Genomic DNA, 25211 nt, shown 5'->3' on the forward strand with positions numbered 1-25211 from the left:
ACGCAATAGGGCAGTCTTGCAAGGAAGGAGCCAATTATGAGTCTACGATTTATCATCGGCGACGGACGCAGTGACCACGAACAGGGGATACAGACTGCGGCTGAAGAATGGCTGCGACAAGCGCAGCACGAAGTGTTTTTTTTGGTACCAAACTATAATAAATTTGAACGAGAAAGAGAAATATTGCAAGGACTAAAGGCAGGTCGTTCGGGGGATTTTGCTTCGATACGCGGACAAGTCTATAGTTTTCATCGGTTGGCGTGGTACTATTTGCAACAAACCGGTTTATTGTCACAGGGCACGCTTTCGGAGAACGGCGCCACGATGATCATGCGAAAACTACTGCTGGAAATGGCAGATGAATTGGTATTGTATCGCGGAGAAATCAACAAGAGCGGTTTTATTCAACAATTGCTGGCTTTCTATCAGGAAATGCATACCAGCCAACTGGGTGTCGAGGATTTATTGGCAGGGGGCAGCATCATTGAAAGCAAGACAGATGCCAACCGCAAATTCACTGAATTAGTGGCGATTTTTCAACGATTTGAAGCAGAATTATTGGCGCGAGACCTTCAGGTCGATCAGCCAATCACCTTATTGACGCAGTATTTGACAGAGGATGAAGATGGCTTTTCCAGTCAAAGCACAACAACCGACAATGATCGCCTCAGCTTGAAAAGACCTGACTTATCAAACACGTTATTTGTAGTCAACGGTTTCTCAAGTTTTTCTACACAAGAACAGCTATTGCTCAATGTGTTGATGCAAAAAGGTCATGTGGTGATCGATCTATTGTTGGATCGGCCATACACCAACGAACTGCCATCGCCATTAGATTTATTTTATGAAGCAGGCCGCAGTTATTATCAGTTTTATCAGTACGCCAAAGAAAAGCGGTTCAAAGTATATCTTGATCAAAAATTGCCTCCAGTGACGAGCCAATCAGAACAACAAAGGGCTTATTTTGAATTAGAAACTTTTTGGCGAGAAACCCAATCGCAAGGGAAGTATCAGCAACAGACATCCCTCGCTCCGCATGTATCCTTATGGAAGTTGGGGAACCCGGAAGAAGAAGTGCGGCAGATTGCGGCTGAGATCCGCCGTTTGATGAGTGAAGCGACGGATCCAGCTGGTTTGCGCTATCGTGATATCCAGCTGCTGGTGGCAGAACCGGAGGTCTATCACCCATATATGCCCAAAATATTCAGCGAATATGAGATTCCTTTTTATATTGATGAAGAGCAAATGATGGCGCAACATCCGCTAGTGGAGTTCTTGCATGCTTTTTTTGCTTGCAGACAATATGGCTTTCGTTTGCGGGATGTCTTTCGGCTGTTGCGGACTGAATTGTATTTGCCTCGCGCTTTTCAGGAAGAAGCCGATTGGCTAGCCGCACGAGATCGCTTTCGGCAATTGACAGATATCACTGAAAATCAAGCATTGGCACATGATTTTCAAGGTGCCGTATGGACCAAAGCAGAAGATTGGACTTTAGCAGCCTACACGACCGACGAGCAAGAACAAACAGAAATCTCCGCGTTGACAGCAGCCACCAATGAGTTGCGCCGCGCTTTTCGTGCAGACATTGCAGAAACTTTACAAGCACTAACGGCCGTCCAAACCAATCAAGAAGCAGTGCAACTGGTGTATTTATTCTTGATCCAGTCAGGTGTCGAAGCACAACTGCGGCATTGGCGTGATCAAGCGATCGACCAAGGGAAATTAGACCAAGCCCGCAATCATGAACAAGCTTGGCAAGCCTTGATGGATCTTTTAGATGAATATATTGCTGTCTATGGCGAAGATGATTTTGACCTAGATGTATTTCAAGACATCGTCATGACTGGTCTAGAAGCAGTGACCTTTGGCAAAATCCCAACAGCGATCGACCAGGTCAATATCAACCGTCATGACCTTGCCCGACCACGACAAGCGAAGATCACATTTGCTTTAGGCTTAAATGAAAGTGTGCTACCTAGAAAAGTCGAGAATCGTACGTTACTGACCAATGAAGAGCGGCAACAATTTAATCAGCATTTTGCTGGCGCAAAATATTTGCGTGATACGATCATCGAAGGCAGCGTCAAGGAGCCCTATTTGTTTTATGGGATCCTGCTATCAGCAACGAATCATTTATATCTATCTTATGCATGCAACTTTGATACCCAGCAAAATATCAAACCATCACCTTATCTAGAACGGATCACGCAGCGAACATCCAGTCGCTTTGTCGATCGTGGTTTCTTATCCTTGACGAGCCCGGCGGCCTATTATGTTGGAACCTATCGCAGTTTGATTTATCAAATCAACAACTTGAGTCAGCAAGCTAGAAAAAATGACAGCCACTTGCCACCGGTTTGGCAAACGTTGAAGCAGCGATTATTGACTACTCAGTGGAGCGGATTGGCCCATAAAGTCTTTGAAAGCCAAACCCATCAAAATATTCCTGTGCCACTGTCACAAGAACAAGCCGCTGCATTGTACGGCCCGTCGATCTACAGCTCGATATCTCAGATGGAAACATTCTATCAATGTGAATACAAATATTTCGTCAGTTACGGTTTGCGCCTGAAGGAAAGAGATATCTACGGACTAAGTCCAGCCATGACAGGTGAGTTTTTCCACGATGCCTTAGACCGATTTGTCAAAGTGCTGATTACAGAAAATATCACGTTGACTCAGTTGACAGCTGAGCAAAAGACGCAGTTTGTTGAAGCTGTTTTACAACAAATATTTGGGGAAAGCCGTTATCGCTTACTGACGAGTTCAGCGCGCATGAACTTTATTCGATACCAACTGGGCAAAACAATTCAACGGGTGGCCTGGGCATTGATGCGCCAAGGTCAGAAAATGCACTTTTCACCTGAAAAGACAGAAGTCTTGTTTGGTCAAATCGCTGGCTCAAATGGTATCAACGGCATCGAATTGCCACTAAGTTCTGGAGGGAAACTCCATGTACGCGGCAAAATCGATCGCGTGGATACCGCCAAAAGTGAAGAAGAACAGTGGCTTTCTGTCGTTGATTACAAATCCAGCAGCCGTGAATTTGATTTGTCAGAAGCGTATTATGGCTTGGCGATGCAGTTGATCACGTATTTAGATGTCGCTTTGACAGATGCCGTCCAATTGGTTGGCTCGCCAGATGTGCATCCTGCTGGGGCTTATTATCTGCACGTCCATGATCCCTTATTGGATGGCCAAGCGGCGGATGAAGAGGAACGATTGAAACGATTCAAGTATGATGGTTTATTCATTGATGAGCCAAAAGTCTTTCCTTTGCTGGATCAAGAGGTAGATACAAGCAAGAATTCATTGATCTTTCCGATTCGCAAAGACAAGAATGATGCCTACCAGAAAACCGCCCAAGCCAAAAATAAGTTTTACACCGAAGAGGAATTGGATTTGCTGCGGGGGCATAATCGCAAAAACATGCAACAGAGTGCGGAGAAATTGCTCAGTGGCGATATCGCATTGAATCCTTCGTACAAAATCAAAGATAAGAAGCGGGCATGTGCCTTTTGTCCTTTCCGCAGTATTTGTGAATTTGATGTATTATTGAAAGAAAATGATTATCATAGATTAGAAAATCTTTCAAAAGAAGAAATCATACAACGTTTAAGGGAGGAAGAACATGAGTAAGATCCCTTTAAAACCGCAAAATGAAACATTTACGGATACCCAATGGCAAGCGATTTTTGACCATGGGGATAACTTATTGGTGTCTGCGTCTGCTGGCTCTGGCAAAACCACTGTTTTGGTCCGTCGGGTAATCGAAAAATTGAAAGCCGGAACGACGGTGGACGCGTTGCTGATCGTGACTTTTACCGAAGCTGCCGCCAGAGAAATGAAGGAACGGATCGAACAAGCCTTGCATGAAGCCATCAATCAAGAAAGTGATGAAGTTAGGAGACAGCATTTTGTTCGTCAATTGCAGTTGCTGCCAGCAGCCAATATCTCTACACTGCATGCTTTTTGTTTGACCGTGATCCGCCGTTTTTATTATTTGATCGATCTTGATCCGAATTTTCGGATGCTGACGGATGAAACAGAAACGCTATTGCTGAAAGAAGAGATTTGGACCCAACTGCGGGATCAACAGTATGAAGCCAATGATGAAGCCTTTTTCCGCCTGACAGAAAACTTTGCCAGTGATCGTTCTGATGAAGGTGTCGGGGATTTGATCATGTCTTTATATGACTTTGCCCGCGCAAATCCAGATCCGATCCATTGGTTGAATCATTTGGCAGATCAATATACAGTCGAAGGCACATTTGCAGATCAACCGCTCTATCGATCCCATATCAAACCTATGCTGCAGGAAACCTTGCAGACGGCCCATTCTTTAGTCACGGCGGCCAAAGACCTAGCCGATTTCTCAGTAGAAATGGAAAAAGCCGCGCTTGTTTTGCAGCAGGATCTCACATTGGTGGAGCAGCTGCAAGGGTTGATCCAACAAGATCAGGTAGATGTTTTTTATGACAACATCCAAAAACCAAATTATGCACGTTATCCGGCGTACCGCAAAGCGGAGCAAAAAGAGTTGTCGCAAGAAATCAAACCATTGCGAGATGAGGCCAAAAAAATGGTCGAGCAGTTAAAAGCTTATTTTCCCTATCCGCCAGCTGAGATGATCGATTTATTAAGGCAATCAGCGCCGATCGTGGATAAAATGGCTGAAATGACTGCGGCTTTTATGGGCGCATTTCAAGACCGCAAATTGGCAACTGGACGTTTAGACTTTAATGATCTCGAGCATTTTACCTTGCAGATCTTGCGAGGGGATGGCGGGGGCAGTGAAGCGGCGGCCTATTATCGCGACCGCTTTGCTGAAGTATTAGTGGATGAATATCAAGATGTCAATCGCTTGCAGGAAGCCTTGCTCTACTGGGTGCGTCAAGTGGATAACAATCCAGGCAATATGTTTATGGTCGGAGATGTCAAACAATCCATCTATTCATTTCGTTTGGCAGATCCAACGCTCTTTATCGAAAAATATGTGGATTTTGAAACGGAAAATGGCGGTCGCAGGATCGTCTTAGCCGAAAACTTCCGGTCGCGTTCTGATGTGTTGGATTTTACCAATTTGGTCTTTCAACAGCTGATGGATGAACGGGTTGGCCAAATCCCATATGATGATGCGGCTGCCTTAGTGACAGGTTTTCCCAATTTCCCTGAAAGCGATGCGTATCAGACAGAAATTTTGCTTTATGAGAAAGAGCAAGGCGAATCAGAACAAGTCATCGATGACAAAACAGAAGGTGAACTGCATATTACCGCCTTAAAGATTCGGGCGTTGATCGATGAGCAGTTTATGATCTACGACAAAAAAACCAAAGAGAATCGGCCAATCACTTATCGGGATATCGTCTTGTTGACACCGACGCGCAAGAATAATCTCGTGATCTTGGATGTCTTCAAAAAATTCGGCTTGCCATTGGCTGTCAATGACGCCAAAAATTATTTCCAAGCAACGGAGATCCAAACAATCGTTTCACTGTTGCAGATCATTGACAATCCCTATCAAGATATTCCGTTGGTGGCTGTTTTGCGCTCGCCGATCGTCGGCTTGACGGAAGACCAATTGGCTGAGATCCGTATGGCGGATCGTGTGGGGGACTATTACGATGCCTTGCGAACCTATCACGAGGTGCATCAGCAAGAAACACACCAATTGTCTCAAACCGTCCATCAGTTTTTGACCGCTTTAGCCCATTGGCGAGAAGACGCACGCCGCAGCACGATCCCAGATTTATTGTGGCGGATCTATGAGGAAACAGCTTATTTAGATTATGTGGTGGGGCTGCCAGCAGGACAACAGCGTTACGCCAACCTAGTGGCATTGATCCACCGCGCTGAAAAGTATGAAAAGAGCAGTTTCCGCGGCCTTTACCAATTTATCCGATTTGTCGAGAAGATGCAGGAAAAAAACAAGGATCTAGCAGAACCACTGGCCACCCCCGTAGAAAATGCAGTACGGGTCATGACCGTCCATGCAAGTAAGGGCTTGGAATTTCCTGTTGTCTTCTTGTTGGACACTACAAAATTTTTCAACTATCAAGATTTTCAAAAGCGATACATCTTCGAAGAAGGTTTAGGCGCTGGGATCCAATATATAGATGCGGCTGAAAATATCAAGTATGAAACGTTGCCGTTTCAAGCAATCAAGCAAGTCCGATTAAAAAAGGCGTTATCCGAAGAAATGCGGAAACTATATGTAGCCTTGACTAGAGCGGAACAAAAACTCTTTTTGGTAGGGTCCTACAAAAATCAGGAAGATGGCTTCAAAGCCTGGCAAGCAGGATTGACCCAAAAAGACCTCGTGCTTGATCCGGCATTGCGGCTGGTCGCGCGGGGAAACCTAATGGATTGGATTGGTCGAACCTTGATGCGTCACCCAGATATGGAAACAGTTTATTCTGAAGCGCTGGACCGTAAGCGAACGATCCAGCATCCAGCACATTTCTCGATCACCTGGTGGAACCAAGCGGCACTTGCTCAAGAAATAGCCCTTGAAGAAGTCTCAGAAGAGGCTGTGGTTGATGATCCAGCTTCTGTTGATATTGCCGATATGACGCAACGCTTGAGCTATCAATACACATATCCCAAGGCAACAGATACCACCAGCTATCAATCTGTCTCAGAATTAAAACGGCTGTACAATGATCCAGATGATCAACAAACGACGTTACTGGCCTGGCAAAGCACCACAGAAAAGACACAGCAACAGCACCGGTATGTTCAAGAGGCATTGGCAAAACCCAAATTCATGCAAGCTGTTGCATCAGACGCAGCTGCGATTGGCACTGCCACCCATACTGTACTGCAAATGCTGCCATTGGGTGAACAGCCCACTAGTGAATCGTTGACCGCACATATCGATCGCTTGGTCGAAAAACGATTTTTTTCTGAAGAAATCGCCAAACAAATTGACCGCGACAGTATTTTATGGTTTTATCATACTGAGCTAGGAAAAAAAGTGGTTCAATTTTCAGATAGCGTCAAAAGAGAGCAACCCTTTTCGATGTTAAAAGAAGCGGATACGATATTTGAAGGATTTGACGAACCCGACGCACAACTCTTGATCCACGGGATCATTGATGGGTATATCGAATTGCCAGACGAGATCATCTTATATGACTTTAAAACAGATGATACCTTTGGCAACGAAGAACGGATGATCAAAAAAATGAAAGATCGCTATTACGGCCAATTGAAACTCTATGGCCAAGCGCTTGAAAAAGCTTTAGATAAGCCGGTTCGCCATATGTACCTAGTCTTGCTGCACGCACAACAGGTGCTTGACTTTTCGTAATAGAAGCCGGGTTTCTTACAATTCGTAAGCAATATGCTATAATAGCCACAAGAGGTGATGGAGAATGATAAAAGTAGAAACAGAGTACGCCCTTTGCCCTAAATTTGAGAAAGCATTTTCGATTTTGGGGAAAAAGTGGAATGGCTTGATCATTGATGTCCTTCTGGAAGATGGCAAACAAAGATTTGTTGATTTAGCCAATAAAATCCCTCAAGTTAGTGATCGTGTCTTGGTTGAACGATTGAAAGAATTAGAGCGGGAAGATATTGTCTGTAAAGAAAGCAATCTTTACTGCTTGACACCACGAGGGGTCGCATTAGAAAATAGTATGATGAGCGTGAAGCGATGGGCAGAAAATTGGGTCACAGAAGAAGAATGCAGTTGATTTATGTTTGGTTTTTAGGTAAACTAGCATTAAATGAATAGTTGAAAAAGCGATGATAGAAGCTAGTAATTTGGCTGGATCAGTCAAGGGAGATATGCCATAGACTGCAAGCAGATCCTGTATCCACTAAATGAATTTCACTTCTGGAGCTTACTGATTCGTCAGTCGGCAGTATTCTTGTCGTTAAATGAAGTGAGTGCGCAGTATATTGCTGCGAATGAGGATGGTAACACGAAGACGTCGTTCCTTTTAGAGGACACGTCTTTTTTTGTTGCCAAAAAACACAAGCACATGTCATGGATAAGAAACAGACCAGCACTATTTATATTTAGAAGGAGGAAACTTATGTCTTTACAAGAGAAATTAGAAGCTTTGAAAGAATCTACGCTTCTTAAAATCAATGAAAGCACGACGATCAAAGACCTGAATCAAATCAGAGTCGATGTTCTAGGGAAAAAAGGCCCCATCACTGAAGTGTTGCGGGGGATGAAAGATCTGTCTGCTGAAGAACGACCAAAGGTAGGGAGTTATGCCAATGAGATCCGCGATCGCTTAACAGAAGCTGTCGAGGCAGCAAAAGTTCAATTGGAAGCCGCAGCTCTTGAAAAAGCGTTGGCAGAAGAAGCCATTGATGTGACATTGCCAGGGAAGAACATGCCTCAAGGTACCCGCCATGTCTTGACACAAATCATGGAAGAAATCGAAGATATCTTCGTGGGCATGGGCTATCAAGTCGTTGAAGGGTATGAAGTCGAAAAAGACCATTATAATTTTGAACGCATGAATTTGCCGAAAGATCACCCAGCACGGGATATGCAAGATACCTTCTATATCTCTGATGAAATTTTGATTCGAACCCATACTTCACCTGTGCAAGCGCGCACCATGGAAACCCATGATTTCAGCAAAGGTCCATTACGCATGATCTCGCCAGGAAAAGTCTTCCGTCGGGACACGGATGACGCGACACACAGTCATCAATTCCACCAAATCGAAGGATTGGTGATCGATAAAGATGTGACCATGGGTGACCTAAAAGGGACATTGGAAGTTATGATGCAAAAGATGTTCGGTGAAGACCGAAAAATCCGTTTGCGACCTAGTTATTTCCCTTTTACTGAACCTTCTGTAGAAGTCGATGTCAGCTGTTTCAAATGCGGCGGCGCCGGTTGTAATGTCTGCAAACACACAGGCTGGATCGAGATCTTAGGTGCAGGCATGGTTCATCCAAATGTCCTGGAAATGTCAGGGATCGATGCCACTGTCTATTCAGGCTTTGCCTTCGGGTTGGGACCAGACCGCGTGGCGATGTTACGTTACGGTGTCAACGACATTCGTCAATTTTATACCAATGATCTTCGTTTTATCAGTCAGTTCAAGGGGGAATAAATAAATGTTAGTATCGTATAAATGGTTAAATGAATACCTTGACCTGTCAGCTATCACGCCAAAAGAATTGGCAGACAAAATGTCAGTGACAGGCATCGAAGTTGAAGGAATCGACGTGCCAGAAGAAGGGTTAAAGAAAATCGTCGTTGGGGAAGTCACAGCCTGTGAACCTCATCCAGACTCTGATCACTTATCGATCTGCCAAGTCGATATCGGTGAAGAAATCACACAGATTGTTTGCGGTGCACCAAATGTCAAAAGCGGCATCAAAGTGATCGTTGCTTTGCCAGGTTCTCGCATCACCGGCAATGTCAAAATCAAAAAAGGCAAAATGCGTGGGCAAGTTTCCAATGGCATGATCTGTTCTTTACAAGAATTAGGCTATGGAGACAGTGTCATACCGAAAGAATATGCAGAAGGCATTTATTATTTGCCAGCGGATGCTGAAGTCGGAAAACCAGTGTTCCCATATTTGGATATGGATGATCATCTGATTGAATTATCTATTACCCCAAATCGGGCAGATGCCTTGAGTATGCGTGGCGTTGCCTATGAAGTTGGGGCTATCTATCGTCAAACGCCAAGCTTTAAACCATTTGAACTACATGAAGTTGAAACCGCAGCTGCCTCAAAAATCAATGTGACAGTCGAGGACCAAGCAGATGCACCAGCCTATCAAATTCGCATCATTGAAGATGTGACCATCGCGCCAAGCCCGCAATGGTTGCAAAATCGTTTGATGAATGAAGGCATTCGACCCATCAATAATGTTGTGGATGTAACCAACTATATCCTATTGTTATTCGGACAACCGCTCCATGCTTTTGATTACCAAAAATTGAATAGTCAAGAGATTTTGGTTCGCCGTGGGAAAGAAGCAGAAACATTGGTGACCCTTGACGGAGAATCACGGACAGTCTCTGGGGATGATATCGTGATCACCAATGGACAAGTTCCTGTTGCTTTAGCAGGTGTGATGGGTGGATTAGACTCAGAAATCACCGCGACAACTACCACAGTAGCCTTAGAAGCTGCTTTATTCGATCCATTAGCGATTCGTTTGACATCCAAAAAATTCAATTTGCGTAGTGAGTCATCTGCTCGCTTTGAAAAAGGCATCAACCAAGCAACGGTTGCAGCCGCATGTGATGCCGCTGCTGCGATGATTGCTGAATTGTCCGGTGGACAGGTGCTGAAAGGGGCTGTAGAAGGTGCGACAGTCGATGTTGCGCCTGTATCTGTAGCAATCACCTTGGATCGCATCAATCGCTATTTAGGCACGAAGATCGATCAAGCTGAAGTGGAAGAAATTTTCGCAGCGTTAGGTTTTACTGCGACATTAGATAATGAAACTTACCATGTATCTGTACCGCCACGCCGCTGGGATATTAGCATTGAGGCAGATATCATTGAAGAAGTGGCGCGGATCTATGGCTATGACCGCTTGCCTTCAACACTACCTTCAGGCGAAACAGTCGCCGGCCGTTTGACCCATGAACAAATGTTGACCCGCAAAGTACGCACGATCCTTGAAGGCAATGGTGTCAGTGAAGCAATCAGTTACGCATTGACAACAGAAGACAAAGCGCAACAATTCACCTTCACGTCAAGTCAAGTCACACGTTTGGATTGGCCGATGACAGAAGACCGGGCAGTCTTGCGCTTAAACTTGATTGCCGGCTTGCTAGATGACCTCGCCTATAATTTAGCCCGTAAAAACAGCAATGTGGCTTTATATGAAATTGGCCGCGTCTTTAAACAAGCAGGGGATAGCAAAAAAGAATTGCCAACAGAAGTCAATCATGTCAGCATCGCCGTAACAGGTAATGTCCATAACAAAGATTGGCAATCACAAGCCCAAAAAGTTGATTTTTATCATGTCAAAGGCATTCTAGAAAATCTATTTGATCAATTGGGATTGACTAAGCGCATCAGCTATACCCAAACAAATCAGTTGCAAGAGATGCATCCTGGCCGCACGGCTATGATCCAATTGGATCAGCAAGTCATCGGTTTTGTCGGACAAGTACACCCGACAGTGGCTAAAGCCTATGACGTGACCGAAACGTATGTTGCTGAACTGGATCTAGACCAACTGCTTCAAAATACATCCGCACAAACGGTGTATCAAACCGTATCGAAATATCCAGCAGTCAATCGCGACATCGCTTTGTTGCTGAGTGAAACAACGACCAACCAAACCGTGAACACTGTGATCGTCGAATCAGCAGGACGATTCTTGCAAGATGTCCGTCTGTTCGATGTGTATCAGGGCAAGAATATCGAATCAGGCAAAAAATCATTGGCCTATAGTTTGACATTTGCCAATCCAGAAGCGACATTGACTGATGAAGAAATCAATCAGGCAATGGCCAAAATCACGAAAAATCTAGAAGAAAAATTACAAGCTGAAGTACGGTAAACAATAGAACGAGCCAAGCAAAAAAAATCACACACGGAAAATATCCGTTGTGTGATTTTTTTGTCATGTTTTTGTTTCATGTGATGCGGTTTAATTAAGCAAAATAGTTGATACCCATTGCTTTTTTGACCTCAGATAGGGTTTGAGCTGCCACTTTTTCGGCTTGCTGGCTGCCTTTTTTCAAAAGATCCATCACTGCTGCAGGATCTTTTGCGAAATCTTCGCGACGTGCACGAATCGGTGCGAATTCTGCTTCAAGAACATCGATCAAATAGCGTTTGATTTTGACATCCCCCAAGCCGCCTTGTCGATATTGATCTTTCAAGTCAGCGATTTTTTCTTTCTCCGTGCCAAAGACGTCAAGATATGTGAAGACCATATTACCTTCCACTTGTCCTGGATCATTGACATGAATATGATTGGGGTCCGTATACATACTCATGACTTTCTTTTGCAATACGTCAGCAGGATCAGCTAAGTAGATGCCATTGTTCAATGATTTGCTCATTTTGCCATTGCCATCGATTCCAGCTAACCGGCCCATACCTTTAGGGGGCAAGACTGCTTTTGGTTCTACTAGCACTTCTTGGTAGGTACTATTAAAACTGTGGACGATTTCTTGCGCTTGTTCCAGCATAGGCTTTTGGTCTTCACCTACGGGGACAAGATTGGCTTTGAAAGCCGTTATATCGGCTGCCTGAGAAACTGGATAAATAAAAAATCCGCTAGGGACACCTTCGCCAAATTTCTTTTGCTCGATTTCAGCTTTGACCGTTGGATTGCGTCGAACCCGTGCCACACTGACCAAATTGAGATAGTACATCGTTAATTCAGATAATTGGGGAATTTGCGATTGAATAAATAAAGTTGTTTTCGCAGGATCGATTCCTACAGCCAAGTAATCTAGCGCAACTTCCAAAATATTTGCGGAAACTTTCTCCGGTGTTTTGGCATTGTCCGTCAATGCTTGCATATCCGCAACCATGACGAAGAGTTGATTGTCTGGGTCTGCTTGCATTTCCACCCGTTTTTTGAGAGAGCCCACATAATGACCAAGATGTAATTTCCCGGTTGGGCGATCGCCTGTTAAAATTGTATTCACTTGTCATCCACCTTTACGATACGTATATGGTTTATCTTACCTTTTTTTGGCAAAAGAAACAACTCGTTCCCCAAGGAGGAAGAAAATTTTCCATAAAAATTTTCATGGACAAAAACCTGACATATCAGTAAAATAACTAAGGTAGTTTCATCAATAAAGGAAGGATAAACGAAAAGCACCTTTACAAAACAAAAAAGTTTAGGCTATAATATGAATCAAATCTTACCAATTACTCATGTAATTTTAAATAAAGCTAGGAGTGTGAAGCAATGGCAATGATCGAATTTAAAAATGTAGAGAAGTATTATGGCAAATTCCATGCATTAAAGAACATTAACCTTGAATTTGAAAAAGGTGAAGTTGTTGTTGTGATTGGCCCATCTGGATCCGGAAAAAGTACCATGCTTCGTACCATCAATGGATTAGAAACGATTTCTGGTGGACAATTATTGGTCAATAACAAAAATTTATTTGACAAAGATGTCAAGTTGACGGATGTCAGAAAAAACATTGGCATGGTTTTTCAACATTTCAATCTTTATCCAAATAAAACCGTGTTAGAAAATATTACGTTAGCGCCAATCAAAGTATTAAAAAAGAATGAGCAAGAAGCGATCAATCTAGCAGAAAAATTGTTGGATCGTGTTGGCATGTTAGATAAAAAGGATTCTTATCCATCGATGCTTTCAGGCGGGCAGCAACAGCGGGTAGCTATCGCACGGGGATTGGCGATGACACCAGAGATGTTGCTGTTTGATGAACCAACATCAGCTCTCGATCCTGAAATGATCGGTGATGTCCTAGATGTCATGAAGAAAATCGCTAGTGAAGGCATGTCTATGATCGTGGTGACCCACGAAATGAGTTTTGCAAGGGAAGTTGCTGATCGGATCGTCTTCATGGCGGAAGGGCAAGTACTAGAAGACCGCCGCGATGTCGATGGCTTTTTTGATGCCCCTCGTGACGTTCGGGCGCAGCAATTCTTAAGTAAAGTAACCAATCACTAATTCGAGGAGGAACTAGAATGAGGAAAAAAATGATCTCTTTGCTAGTGCTGGCCTTGAGTTTGATCACACTTTCTGCATGTGCCGGGCAAAGTGCTGCTGATAAAGACATTTTGACAAATAGTCAAGATACGAACCAAATTATCTGGGGTGTAAAAAATGATACCCGTTTGTTTGGGTTGATGGATATTGCGACTCGTGAAGTGCGGGGATTCGATATTGATATCGCAAGAGCCATCACGGAAAAGATCTTAGGCAGGGATGGGAACGCGATTTTTGTTGAAGTGACATCAAAAACGCGGATCCCGCTTTTGAAAAATGGGAATATCGACGCCATTATCGCGACGATGACGATCACAGAAGAACGCAAAAAACAAGTTGATTTTTCTGACGTCTATTTTGATGCCGGGCAATCCTTGTTGGTTGCAAAAGACAGTCCGATTCAAGGGGTCGAAGATTTAACAGCTGATTCTACTGTACTTGTGGTCAAAGGATCAACCTCTGCGGTTAACATTCGTGAAGCGGCACCAGAAGCCAATATTTTGGAGTTAGAGAACTATGCTGAAGCATTCACCGCTTTGCAATCTGGACAAGGGGATGCCATGACAACGGATAATGCGATTCTTTTAGGTATGGCAAGTGAAAATCCAAATTACCATTTAGTAGGCGGTACGTTTACGGAAGAACCCTATGGTATTGCCATCAATAAAGGCCAAGACAACTTCCGCGATGCAGTCAATCAGGCACTAGCAGACATGCATCAGGATGGCACGTACGATGATATTTATAACAAATGGTTCCCTGATGATGCATCAGGAAAAGTAGAATAGGAGGGAAATCCATGGTAGAGCTGTTTCAAACATATACCCCTCAATTTATTGATGGTTTTAAATATACAGTTATGGCAAGTTTGATCGCTTTGTTTTTCAGTCTGGTGATTGGTACCTTGATGGCTATTTTCCAACTGTCAGACAACCGCTTGATCAAAGGATTCGCAAAAGCATATGTGGAGTTCTTCAGAAATATTCCTTTGTTGATTATTGTGATGTTCTTTTATGTCGTGGTGCCAATGTATTGGATGACCTTTGACGGCTTTCAAGCAGGAACGATTGGTTTAACGATCTATACGTCCGCATTTATTGCGGAAACGATCCGCTCCGGGATTCAAACGGTTCCTAAAGGGCAAATGGAAGCATCGTTATCGTCAGGTTTTACCTATAGCCAAGCGATGCGCTATATCATCTTGCCGCAAGCATTCAAAATCGTTGTGCCGCCATTAGGCAATCAATTCATCAATTTGGTAAAAAATTCATCCATTTTGGCGATGGTTGCTGGCCTAGATATCATGTATCAAGGGGACTTGATTGCCAGTGAAACATTCAATACCTTTGACACGTATATCATCGTGGGCGTGTTTTATTTGATTATTACTTTGCCATTATCTTATTTGATGGTTTATCTTGAACGCCGCTGGGCGATCCGCTCATAGAAAGGAGTGCTTGACTTATGACGTTTTTTGAAGCTTTTTCGTTGATCAATATCCGCTTTTTGCTTGATGGCTTGCGTGTGACCGTTGAAGTCTCGATTCTGTCGATTTTGTTTAGTTTCTTGATCGGCGGCATTGCAGGGATCATTCGCTTTAGCGGCATTTCTTTTGTGTCCAAGATCCTGGGTGTCGTGATCGATGTGATTCGTAATCTGCCGCTGTTATTGATTATTTTCTTTACTTATTTTGCTTTGCCGCAAATCGGTATTCGCTTTGACATTTTTTGGTCGGCCGTAGTGGCTTTGACGATCTTTGAATCAGCCATGTTGTCAGAAATCTTTCGTGCCGGTTTGAACGCAGTACCAAAAGGGCAAATGGAGGCTGGTCTTTCGACTGGATTGTCCTATATAGAAGTGCTCCGCAGCATTGTTGTGCCGCAAGCATTCAAGGCTATGCTGCCAGCAATCGTCAGCCAGCTGATTTCATTGATCAAAGATACCTCCTTGGCAGTGATCATCTCATTGCCAGAGTTGACACACCATGCTCGTATCATCTATGGTCAAAATACAAATTATGTCTTGCCAATGTTCTTTGCAATGACTGTATTGTATTTCTTTGTCTGTTATGCCTTATCGCTGCTTTCTCGTTTCTTTGAGAAAAGACAGTATGATTATTGAGTGAAATCGTGACTGTGAAGTTCAACTTTATCCGAATGGGATGAGGTTGAACTTTTTTTTGAAGCAGTCTATTTTTGAGGAATGGAAAGGAAGACTTGAAATATCAACCAAAAAAGTCCAAAATGAGAGATAGGTATTTTTAGCATGCCTTAGACTTACTTTTATGCAAAGGATGACATCGATGACACACACACAACCAATTGGCTTTATTGATTCAGGGATTGGCGGTTTGACTGTAGTCAAAGAAGCCATGAAGCAATTGCCCAATGAATCCATCCTTTATTTGGGTGATACTGCCCGTTGTCCCTATGGCCCAAGACCCGCAGAGCAAGTGATTGCTTATACGTGGCAGATGACCAGATTCTTACTTGAAAAGAACATCAAAATGCTGGTTATCGCTTGCAACACCGCAACGGCGGTGGCCCTCGAAGAAATCAAAGAGGCCTTGTCGATTCCCGTGATCGGTGTGATCTTGCCCGGCAGCCGCGCGGCTGTCAAAGCAACCAGCAATCATCGAATTGGCGTGATCGGTACCGCTGGTACGATCAAAAGCAATTCATATGAACGCGCTCTTAAAGCAAAATCGCCACAAACCACAGTGATCAGTTTGGCTTGTCCAAAATTTGTGCCGATCGTTGAAAGTAACCAATACCACAGTTCAGTCGCCAAAAAAATCGTGGCAGAAACGCTGCGGCCATTGAAAAACAAAAAATTGGATACCGTGATATTAGGCTGTACCCATTATCCGCTTTTGAAACAAATGATCCAAAATGAATTAGGCAGCACGATTCGTTTGATTGATTCCGGTGCAGAAACCGTTGGCGAGGTCAGCACCTTGCTGGATTATTTCGATATTGCCCAACAATCAGACCCATATATCACACCAACACACGAATTTTATACCACGGGTTCGCCCAAGATCTTTGATGAAATCGCGAACGACTGGTTAGATCTATCGAAAATCTCATCAAACCATATCGACTTAGGAGGAAATTAGATGCGTCATGATGGCAGAAGTCAAACAACGATTCGCCCTGTAAAGATCCAAACCAATGTCTATAAACACCCGGAAGGTTCTGTGGTCATTTCATTTGGTGACACCACAGTGATTTGTTCCGCCACAGTGGAAGACCGTGTGCCGCCCTTTTTGCGGGACACTGGCAAGGGTTGGGTCACAGCTGAGTACAGCATGTTGCCCCGCGCGACCAATACCCGTAATCGCCGTGAAAGTGCCAAAGGAAAATTAAGCGGCCGAACGATGGAGATCCAACGCCTGATTGCCCGTTCACTAAGAGCGGTCGTTGATTTAGAACAACTAGGCGAACACAGCATCGTGGTGGATTGCGATGTCGTTCAAGCCGATGGCGGGACGAGAACAGCCAGTATTACAGGCGCCTTCGTTGCCTTGAGGCTGGCTGTTGACAAATTGTTGCAAGAAAAAAAATTGACGACTGATCCCATCAAAGAACATTTGGCTGCAATCAGTGTGGGTATCTTGCCTGATGGCACCTGTGTCACAGACCTAGATTACTTGGAAGATTCATCTGCTGCGGTGGATATGAACTTAGTGATGACAGAATCTGGTCGGTTTGTTGAATTGCAAGGAACGGGCGAGGAAGCCACATTTGATGGCCAAGAATTGAATGAAATGCTAGTTTATGGAAAAACAGCAATCGAAGAATTGATCGCTTATCAAAAAGAAGCCTTGTTCATCCAGGAAAAACCATTGTATGATATCCCAGAAAAAGCCATTGTCATCGCCACTGGTAATCCTGGTAAAGCCAAAGAATTCAAAGCTGTTTTTGGGGCTGCAGGGTATGAGGTCAAAACATTAAATGATTATCCAGAATTGCCGGATGTTGAAGAAACGGGCAAAACCTTTGAGGAAAATGCACGGTTAAAAGCGGAAACGATTGCCAAATTATTGGGTCGACCTGTTTTAGCCGATGATTCCGGACTTAAGGTAGATGCCTTAGGCGGCCGACCAGGCGTCTATTCCGCACGATATGCCGGCGAGCAAAAAAGTGATGCGGCGAATAATGCCAAGCTTTTGTATGAATTAACAGACATCTCAGATGAACAGCGAACTGCCCAGTTCCATTGCACGCTGGTTTTTGCAGAACCGAACAAAGACAGTTTAGTTGTCGAAGCCGATTGGCCAGGGAAAATCGGCCGGATCCCAAGAGGTGAGAATGGGTTTGGTTATGATCCACTATTTATACCAGAAGGTTTTGAAAAAACGGCCGCTGAACTAAGCCAAGCCGAAAAAAATAGCATGAGTCATCGGGGGCTGGCTATCCAAGCTTTGCAAAACGAATGGCAATCATGGTTGGAAGGAGAATAAAGAGATGAAATATTTGGTTGTAAGCGACAACCATGGGGATCGCCAAATTCTGGTGGATCTTCTTGACGCGTATAAAGACCAAGTCGACTTGTTTCTGCATTGCGGGGATTCTGAATTGCCCGATTCGGATCCTTTATGGGATACGTACCAAGTCGTCTGCGGCAATTGCGATTACGGTGCCCAATACCCAAATCAACGCACCGTTGAAACCGATGTTGATCGGATTTATATGACCCATGGCCATTTGGCTGACGTGCGGTTTGGTATCACGAAACTGGGCTTGCAAGCGCAACAAGCTGATGCATCGATCGTGTTGTTTGGACACACCCATCAAATTGCCTGTGAAAAGGTCGGTGGCCGGCTCTTCTTGAACCCAGGCAGCATCTCACAGCCACGAGGACCGATCAATGTCAAAAGCTTCGCGATCATTGAGAGCACACCAGAAGCGTGGCATGTGGACTATTATGACCGTCAATTCAAAGCCCAGGAAGACTTGCACTTTGTCTTTCCCCGTTGAGAAAACGGCATCAAAAAGTAAAAATTTCATTATAATTTTGCGGCTATCACCCTTATTTTCTCATTTTCAGTTAAAATAAAGAGGTAGTCGTGAAATGGAGGCAGTTAGATTGATAGGACCAATCGTAGAAAAAATTTTACTCGAAAATCAAGAGAATTTTTTGGTACCAGCCGAAAATGTGGCATCTGTTTTTTATAATCATCCATTGAGCCATGCGTTACTTGTATTATCTAAAGTAGGGTACTCAAAGATTCCCGTGTTAGACAGTGAAGATCATTTGGTCGGCTTGATCAGTCTATCAAATATCGTCGAAAAAATGATGGATCTTACTGGATTCAGCATGGAAAATATTGAAGGATTGACAGTTGCAGATGTAATGGAAGTCAATGTGGCCTGTATCCAGGCAGATGGCGATCTAGAGGACATGCTGCATCATCTAGTCGATCAGGCATTTTTACCGATCGTTGATGAGGACAAGGTGTTTGTCGGCATTATGACCCGCAAAGAAATATTGAAATCCGTCAACCATCTCGCCCATGAATTGGAACGGCGTTATTTGTTGATCTCAAAAGAAGAAACCCCGAACCCCACTGAAACATTACATGTGGTCTAAAGGACATCTAGAACAAAACACCCTCAACTGGCAGCTTTGGCTCACAGTTGAGGGTGTTTTGCTATATACCCACGATTGGGGCATTAGGGATCGTATATCCTTTAGCCGTTAATGCATCGATCGATGCGGCCAAAAACTCTTCTTTTAATTTCCATTGTGTACCGTTGGAAACATACATCGTTGAACGAATGGCAAAGTTGTTATTGCCAAGGTCAACCAATCCAAAGACAGCTGGGGCCGTTTGGATCTCTGTTTCATGCTGTGCCGCGATTGCTTGATTGACTTCCTCTATGATCCCGCGAATATCCTCTAGTCCTTCAGAAGGCAAGATTCGGACATCGACAACGACTTGCATATTGGCTCTCGACGTATTGCTGATCGTTGTGATATTGCGGTTGGGAATGTAATGGACCGTCCCGTCAACTGATTTCAGTTGAACCGTTCGAATACCAACATTTGTGACTGTGCCTTCTAAGGTCAAGTTGGTCAGACGTACATAATCACCGACATTGATTTGTTGTTCGGTAATGATAAAAAAACCAGTGATCAAGTCATTCATAAATCCTTGTGCACCTAAACCAAGTGCGACACCGACGATTCCGGCACCAGCAAGCAATGAGCCAACCGGGACACCTATGGTGGAAAGGAGGGCGTAAACAAAGAAAAAACCCAATGAATAATGGACAGTGTTGCGGATCAATGTATGGATCGTATTGATCCGGCTCGCATTAAAAGTCGCTTTCTTTTCATATGACCGATAAATGCGGTCGATGATCAGGTTGCTGACTTTTAACAAAATGCCGAATAATATCAACAGGAAGAAAAGCATCAATGCTTTTTGGATCACCAGACCCACGATTTCCTCCCAATTGATCGATTGCCACCATTTTTGGATCGCGTTTAATTGTGCAGCTGCTGGCTCGGTAATGCTTGATCCAGAGGAGTCAGTGGTTGATGCTGCTAGTATAAATAAATTCATGATTTACCTCCAAAACGTAGTGCTTTTATTTTAACGAAGAAAGCCAGCAATTGCAAAAATACTTATTTAAGATAAGGGCTTTCATGCAAAAAAAAGACTGCCTTAGGTTCAGACAGTCTACGAAGATGGTCAAGCTTATGATAAATGTACCCCTTTATCCACGAAAATGACTTCGCCGATGATCCCGCTAGACAATGGGCTGATCAAGAAGGCACACGTATTGCCGACTTCTTCAATCGTTACACCGACATGATCTGGTGTGCGATCTTCAGATAATTGGATCAGTTTTTGGTAGTCTTTGACACCTGTGACTGCAAGGGTCTTGATGGCACCTGCAGAAATGGCATTGACACGAATTTTTTGCGGAGATAATTCAGCCGCTAAGTAGCGTACGCTGGATTCCAATGCCGCTTTAGCAATGCCCATCATATTGTAGTTCGGTACAGCGCGTTCTGCACCTAAGTAAGACAGGGTCACAATACCAGCATTCTCAGATAAGATTGGTTTGGCATATTTGGTGACCGCAATCAATGAATAGCTGCTGATATCTTGTGCCAGTGCATAGCCATCACGAGAGATATTCAAAATATCTCCAGATAGATCTTCTTTGTTGGCATAAGCCACGGCATGGACCACGCCATCGATTTGCCCAGTATAGGCTTTGATCGTTTCAAAAGCAGCCGCAATACTGTCGTCATTGGCGACATCACATTCTACCGTGAACTCGCCTTCTTCCAGCAAACGCTCCAATGGTTTTTTCATCCGATCATTTTGGTAAGTATAAATGACTTCGGCACCTTGTTGTTTCAATGCTTGCGCACAGCCCCACGCAATACTGCGCTTATTGGCAACGCCCATAACGACGATTTTCTTTCCAGTTAAAAAACTCATAATTCCACTCCTTAATAAAATAAACAATCAATAAGTATAATAACGAAGAGAGCAAAGCTCGCTCTTGATTCCTAATTATTATGCATAATTGTTTGATTGTCAAACTATTTTTTTCTCTATAAAAATTTAGTTGCCATTTTAACGGAACTATGATACTTTGATAATCAAACTATAAACTATTTTTTAAGCAAGGAAGGGAAACCATGAAGAAACTATTGACTGAAACAGAAGTCATGGATTTGATTCCAAATCGCTACCCAATTATTTATATTGATTATGTTGATGAAATCGAGTCTGGCAAAAAAATTGTTGCAACGAAGAATGTCACGATCAATGAGGATTTTTTCCAAGGTCATTTCCCTGGCAACCCAGTGATGCCTGGTGCATTGATATTAGAAACATTAGCGCAAGCTGGTTCGATCCTTATTTTGAAATCTGAAGAGTTTCAAGGACGTACGGCCTATATCGGCGGTATCAATAAAGCGAAATTCCGCCAAAAAGTTGTGCCTGGAGACACGATGAAATTGGTCTTCGAAATCAAAAAAATCAAAGGTTCTGTTGGGACTGCAGATGCTGTAGCAACAGTAGAGGACAAAAAAGTCGCTGAATGCGAGTTTACATTCATCGTTGGTGATCAAAAATAAAAGAATGCCAGCACATGTCTCAGTAGGAGATCTGTGCTGGCATTTTTTTATTTCGTTTTCTTATTTTGCTATCTTATTCTGCTTCTTGGATGATATTGATTTTTTCGATTTTCACCGGATCAACTGGTGTGGAGTTTTCACCACTAGCTGAAGCCGTTGTTTCAGCTTTGGCGATTTTGTCTACGACATCCATGCCCTCAATCACTTGACCAAAAACCGTGTAGTTAAAGTCCAAGCTCGGGGTACCGCCATCTTTGTAGGCATCGATGATTTTTTGCGGGTAGTGTTGGACCGCTAAACCATCCGACACATCTTGATCGTTTTGAACGATATAAAATTGACTGCCTTGGCTGTTTGGCAAGCTTGATTTCGCCATCGCCAACGCACCACGGATATGATACAGCTGATTGGAGATCTCTTCGCCAAATCCTTCTCCCCATATACTTTCTCCGCCAGTACCGTCGCCTTTTGGATCACCGCCTTGAATCATGAACTCTTCAATGACACGATGGAAGGTAACGCCATCGTAATAGCCATCTTTGGCATGGGTCATAAAATTCTCCACGGCTTTTGGTGCCAATTCAGGGAATAATTTGATGGTGATTGTGCCTTCGCCAGTCACCATTTCGACCACATCTTCATTTTCTTGAATCTCTGTTTCCAACTGAGGCAATGTTAAGGCGTTCAAATCAACAGATTCAGATCTCGAGGTGCTTTCTGCTGTTTCAGAACTTGTTGTCGTGCCGTTGCTGCAAGCTGCAAGCAACAATAGACTTGCGGCAGCTGTCAGGGTATAGAACCATTTTTTCATTCTTTCAATCCTTCCTTCGTCAATAGCCTTATGATAACAAAAAAGCGTGTTAGATGAAAGCGCAGATTTCATGGCGTTCATTGATTTCCCGTCAAAGGTGTAGACCACTTTTCGAATGTTTGGTACAATGTAAGAGGATACATAGTATCTAACGGATAGAAAATTATAGGAGGTTTTTTGATGGGAAAATTAGGTATTTCGATTTATCCAGAACGATCAACATTTGAAAAGGACAAAGCGTATTTAGATTTGGCGCATCAATATGGATTCAAACGCGTGTTTACAAGTTTATTGCAGATCAATGATGACAAAGAAAAAGTCTTGGCAGATTTTAAACAAGTTGTGGATTATGCCAACCAATTAGGCATGGAAGTGATGGTGGATATCAATCCAGGTCTATTTGAACAATTGGGTATCTCTTATGATGATTTATCCTTCTTTGATGAAATGGGCGCTTATGGTGTGCGTTTAGACATCGGATTTACTGGGGCCGAAGAAGCCAAAATGACCCGTAATCCATACGGCATCAAAATAGAGATCAATATGAGTTCTGGTACTGGCTATGTCGACAACATCATGAGTTATTCACCGAACACCGACAATCTTTTGGGCTCACATAATTTTTATCCGCATCGTTATTCTGGTTTGGGTTATGATCATTTTGTTTTTTGCTCAGAAAAATTCCGTAAGTATAACTTAAATACAATGGCCTTCGTCAATTCTCATGCCGCTGATTTTGGCCCATGGCCAACACAAGATGGCCTATGCTCGTTAGAAGATCATCGCGATCTGCCGATTGCAACGCAAGTCAAGCATTTGGTGCTGACTGGTTTGATCGATGATATCTCTGTCGGTAATGCCTATGCTTCTGAAGCTGAATTGGCAGCAATGGCGGAAGCCTTCAACGCTGACTATCCGACTTTGCGCATCGATGTCACAGACGGAATCACGGAAAACGAACGGGTATGTCTGTTTGACAACTTGCATAGTTACCGTGGCGATCGTTCTGAATATATTTTGCGTTCAACCATGACCCGTGTCTATTATAAAGACAAAGAATTCCCAGCCCATGATACCAATGACATGGTTCGCGGGGATGTTTTGATCGACAATGTAGGCTACGGACAATACAAAGGCGAAACGCAAATTGCTTTGAAAGAAATGAAGAACGACGGTCGTGTCAATGTCGTCGGAAAAATCACAGAGGAAGAATTATTCTTGCTTGATTTCTTGAAACCTTGGTCTAGCTTCAAGTTGACTGAGAACAAATAAATGATTGAATGACTGCAGCATACCTAAGTGCATTAGGTATGCTTTTTTTTGTGAGTTGACAAAAGTCTGAAAAAAACGGTATTTTATGAAAGGACCTTTTTCCGAAAAACAGAGATTTGGTTTCGATAATATAATTATGTAAACAAGTTGATAAGGACGTGAAACATGTGAAGTGGTTTTGGAGAATCGGTGTTGGTGTTGTTCTTTTGGTGGTGATCGGGTTAGGATTTGCCGGCAATTATTTTTATAACTACGCGGTCGTGCCATCAGAAAAAGATTTTTTGGCAGGCGGTACGCCAGGTACCGACGAAGCGCAAAGCAAAGATAGCAACGAAGCGTGGTTCAAAGATTCAAACAATCGTCAGATGCTTACGATGACGAGTCAAGATGGCTTGCGCTTGTCTGCCATCTATTTGCCAGCTGAAACAGCTGCAGGGAAAACGGCCATTATTGCGCATGGCTATATGGGAAATGCCGAAACAATGGCAGATTATGCCAAAATCTATCATGACTTGGGCTACAATGTATTGGTTCCGGATGCCCGTGGACACGGAGAGAGTCAAGGAGACTATATCGGTTTTGGCTGGCCTGAACGCAAGGACTACTTGCAATGGATCAATCAAATCATTGATAGGAATGGATCGCAAGAAACGATTACGTTGTATGGCATCAGTATGGGTGCTGCGACGGTCATGATGACCAGTGGGGAAGAACTGCCGGAGAATGTGACCTCGATCATTGAAGACTGCGGCTACACCTCAGTCAATGAAGAGCTGGGGTATCAGTTGGATCAATTGTTTGATCTGCCGGCTTTTCCATTGATGAATGTGACCAGTTTGGTGACCAAATTACGTGCCGGCTATTGGTTCGGCGAAGCCGATGCAGTCAAACAGCTGGCAAAAAATACCCGACCAATCTTCTTCATTCATGGCGACGCCGACACCTTTGTCCCATATGAAATGCTTGATACCTTGTACAATGCGACAACTGCGCCGAAAGAAAAGTGGATCGTGGCAGGGGCAGAACATGCCAAAAGTTACCAAATGGACCCAGAAGCCTATAAAGAACGGATTGCTGCTTTTCTCACCACGTATGACCATCAATAAACGATCTGTTGATGAATGGCCCTCGATCTTGAGGGTCTTTTTTTGTGGGGAGCACTAAAAGCGTTTAACTCAACACAGGCAGAAGTCGCCCATCCTCTATAGGTGGGTGATGAATGCCGTTCGGTATGAGGGTTACCGTTGGTAGCTCGAAAACCGACAATTAGGGCATATTGCCTTTTATTTTTTTCTTATGTTATAATCAGTCTATATAAGAAATGAGCTGATATAACATGGAATTAGATACAAATAATCATTCC

General features: G+C 43.5%; 20 protein-coding genes. 16 read left to right on the forward strand and 4 right to left on the reverse strand.

Annotated features, from left to right (window positions below):
- Positions 1–36: 36 nt before the first annotated feature.
- The 5 genes from AEQ18_RS01440 to pheT all read left to right on the forward strand — a co-directional run bounded on the left by AEQ18_RS01440 (position 37) and on the right by pheT (position 11508).
- Positions 37–3639 carry a PD-(D/E)XK nuclease family protein gene (locus AEQ18_RS01440; RefSeq protein ID WP_054114590.1) on the forward strand — a complete coding sequence of 1201 codons (3603 nt, stop codon included), beginning with the start codon at positions 37–39 and terminating at the stop codon, positions 3637–3639.
- Entirely contained in the window at positions 3632–7312 is a 3681-nt protein-coding gene (gene addA / locus AEQ18_RS01445) for a helicase-exonuclease AddAB subunit AddA (RefSeq protein WP_054114591.1), read from the forward strand. Before AEQ18_RS01440 ends, addA begins: the two co-directional genes overlap by 8 nt.
- Before the next feature lie 64 nt (positions 7313–7376).
- The gene (locus AEQ18_RS01450) at positions 7377–7697 is read left to right on the forward strand and encodes a winged helix-turn-helix transcriptional regulator (RefSeq protein ID WP_054114592.1); all 321 of its coding nucleotides are present in this window, start codon (positions 7377–7379) and stop codon (positions 7695–7697) included.
- A 345-nt stretch (positions 7698–8042) separates the two neighbouring features.
- Positions 8043–9086 carry a phenylalanine--tRNA ligase subunit alpha gene (pheS, locus tag AEQ18_RS01455; protein ID WP_054114593.1) on the forward strand — a complete coding sequence of 348 codons (1044 nt, stop codon included), beginning with the start codon at positions 8043–8045 and terminating at the stop codon, positions 9084–9086.
- A gap of 4 nt (positions 9087–9090) precedes the next feature.
- Positions 9091–11508 carry a phenylalanine--tRNA ligase subunit beta gene (gene pheT / locus AEQ18_RS01460; protein WP_054114594.1) on the forward strand — a complete coding sequence of 806 codons (2418 nt, stop codon included), beginning with the start codon at positions 9091–9093 and terminating at the stop codon, positions 11506–11508.
- 94 nt (positions 11509–11602) lie between these two features.
- Here pheT and trpS read toward each other — a convergent pair whose 3' ends face one another.
- Positions 11603–12610: a tryptophan--tRNA ligase gene (trpS, locus tag AEQ18_RS01465; RefSeq protein ID WP_054114595.1), complete on the reverse strand. Its 1008-nt coding sequence runs from the start codon at positions 12608–12610 to the stop codon at positions 11603–11605.
- A 269-nt stretch (positions 12611–12879) separates the two neighbouring features.
- Between trpS and AEQ18_RS01470 the strand changes: the two genes are divergently transcribed.
- From AEQ18_RS01470 to cbpB, 8 genes are all read left to right on the forward strand, one after another.
- The gene (locus AEQ18_RS01470) at positions 12880–13617 is read left to right on the forward strand and encodes an amino acid ABC transporter ATP-binding protein (RefSeq protein ID WP_054114596.1); all 738 of its coding nucleotides are present in this window, start codon (positions 12880–12882) and stop codon (positions 13615–13617) included.
- Positions 13618–13634: 17 nt separating this feature from the next.
- On the forward strand, positions 13635–14444 hold the full coding sequence (locus tag AEQ18_RS01475; protein WP_054114597.1) for a transporter substrate-binding domain-containing protein: 810 nt from the start codon (positions 13635–13637) through the stop codon (positions 14442–14444).
- Between the two features lie 11 nt (positions 14445–14455).
- Positions 14456–15103, forward strand: a complete 648-nt coding sequence (locus AEQ18_RS01480) for an amino acid ABC transporter permease (protein ID WP_054114598.1) — start codon at positions 14456–14458, stop codon at positions 15101–15103.
- 17 nt (positions 15104–15120) lie between these two features.
- A complete protein-coding gene (locus AEQ18_RS01485; RefSeq protein WP_054114599.1) occupies positions 15121–15777 on the forward strand; it encodes an amino acid ABC transporter permease in 657 nt (218 codons plus the stop codon).
- A gap of 181 nt (positions 15778–15958) precedes the next feature.
- The gene (racE, locus tag AEQ18_RS01490) at positions 15959–16774 is read left to right on the forward strand and encodes a glutamate racemase (RefSeq protein WP_054114600.1); all 816 of its coding nucleotides are present in this window, start codon (positions 15959–15961) and stop codon (positions 16772–16774) included.
- Positions 16775–18121: a ribonuclease PH gene (gene rph / locus AEQ18_RS01495; RefSeq protein ID WP_054114601.1), complete on the forward strand. Its 1347-nt coding sequence runs from the start codon at positions 16775–16777 to the stop codon at positions 18119–18121. It begins immediately after the preceding gene.
- Between the two features lie 4 nt (positions 18122–18125).
- Positions 18126–18638, forward strand: a complete 513-nt coding sequence (locus tag AEQ18_RS01500) for a metallophosphoesterase (RefSeq protein WP_054114602.1) — start codon at positions 18126–18128, stop codon at positions 18636–18638.
- Positions 18639–18747: 109 nt separating this feature from the next.
- The gene (gene cbpB, locus AEQ18_RS01505; RefSeq protein WP_054114612.1) at positions 18748–19251 is read left to right on the forward strand and encodes a cyclic-di-AMP-binding protein CbpB; all 504 of its coding nucleotides are present in this window, start codon (positions 18748–18750) and stop codon (positions 19249–19251) included.
- Positions 19252–19312: 61 nt separating this feature from the next.
- On the opposite strand, the gene AEQ18_RS01510 is transcribed toward cbpB, so the two are convergent.
- Positions 19313–20230 (reverse strand): mechanosensitive ion channel family protein, encoded by a 918-nt coding sequence (locus AEQ18_RS01510; protein ID WP_054114603.1) that lies wholly within the window; start codon positions 20228–20230, stop codon positions 19313–19315.
- 135 nt (positions 20231–20365) lie between these two features.
- Complete coding sequence (gene fabI / locus AEQ18_RS01515; RefSeq protein ID WP_054114604.1) at positions 20366–21121, reverse strand: enoyl-ACP reductase FabI; 756 nt, start codon at positions 21119–21121, stop codon at positions 20366–20368.
- A gap of 203 nt (positions 21122–21324) precedes the next feature.
- Between fabI and fabZ the strand changes: the two genes are divergently transcribed.
- The gene (gene fabZ / locus AEQ18_RS01520; RefSeq protein ID WP_054114605.1) at positions 21325–21765 is read left to right on the forward strand and encodes a 3-hydroxyacyl-ACP dehydratase FabZ; all 441 of its coding nucleotides are present in this window, start codon (positions 21325–21327) and stop codon (positions 21763–21765) included.
- Between the two features lie 73 nt (positions 21766–21838).
- On the opposite strand, the gene AEQ18_RS01525 is transcribed toward fabZ, so the two are convergent.
- Entirely contained in the window at positions 21839–22576 is a 738-nt protein-coding gene (locus AEQ18_RS01525) for a peptidylprolyl isomerase (RefSeq protein WP_054114606.1), read from the reverse strand.
- 180 nt (positions 22577–22756) lie between these two features.
- On the opposite strand from AEQ18_RS01525, the gene AEQ18_RS01530 reads away from it, so the two are divergent.
- On the forward strand, positions 22757–23848 hold the full coding sequence (locus AEQ18_RS01530) for a DUF871 domain-containing protein (protein WP_054114607.1): 1092 nt from the start codon (positions 22757–22759) through the stop codon (positions 23846–23848).
- Positions 23849–24015: 167 nt separating this feature from the next.
- The gene (locus tag AEQ18_RS01535; RefSeq protein WP_054114608.1) at positions 24016–24954 is read left to right on the forward strand and encodes an alpha/beta hydrolase; all 939 of its coding nucleotides are present in this window, start codon (positions 24016–24018) and stop codon (positions 24952–24954) included.
- The last annotated feature ends 257 nt before the right edge of the window (positions 24955–25211 follow it).

The sequence above is a fragment of the Enterococcus sp. RIT-PI-f genome (assembly GCF_001297065.1).
Taxonomy (GTDB): Bacteria; Bacillota; Bacilli; order Lactobacillales; family Enterococcaceae; genus Enterococcus_D.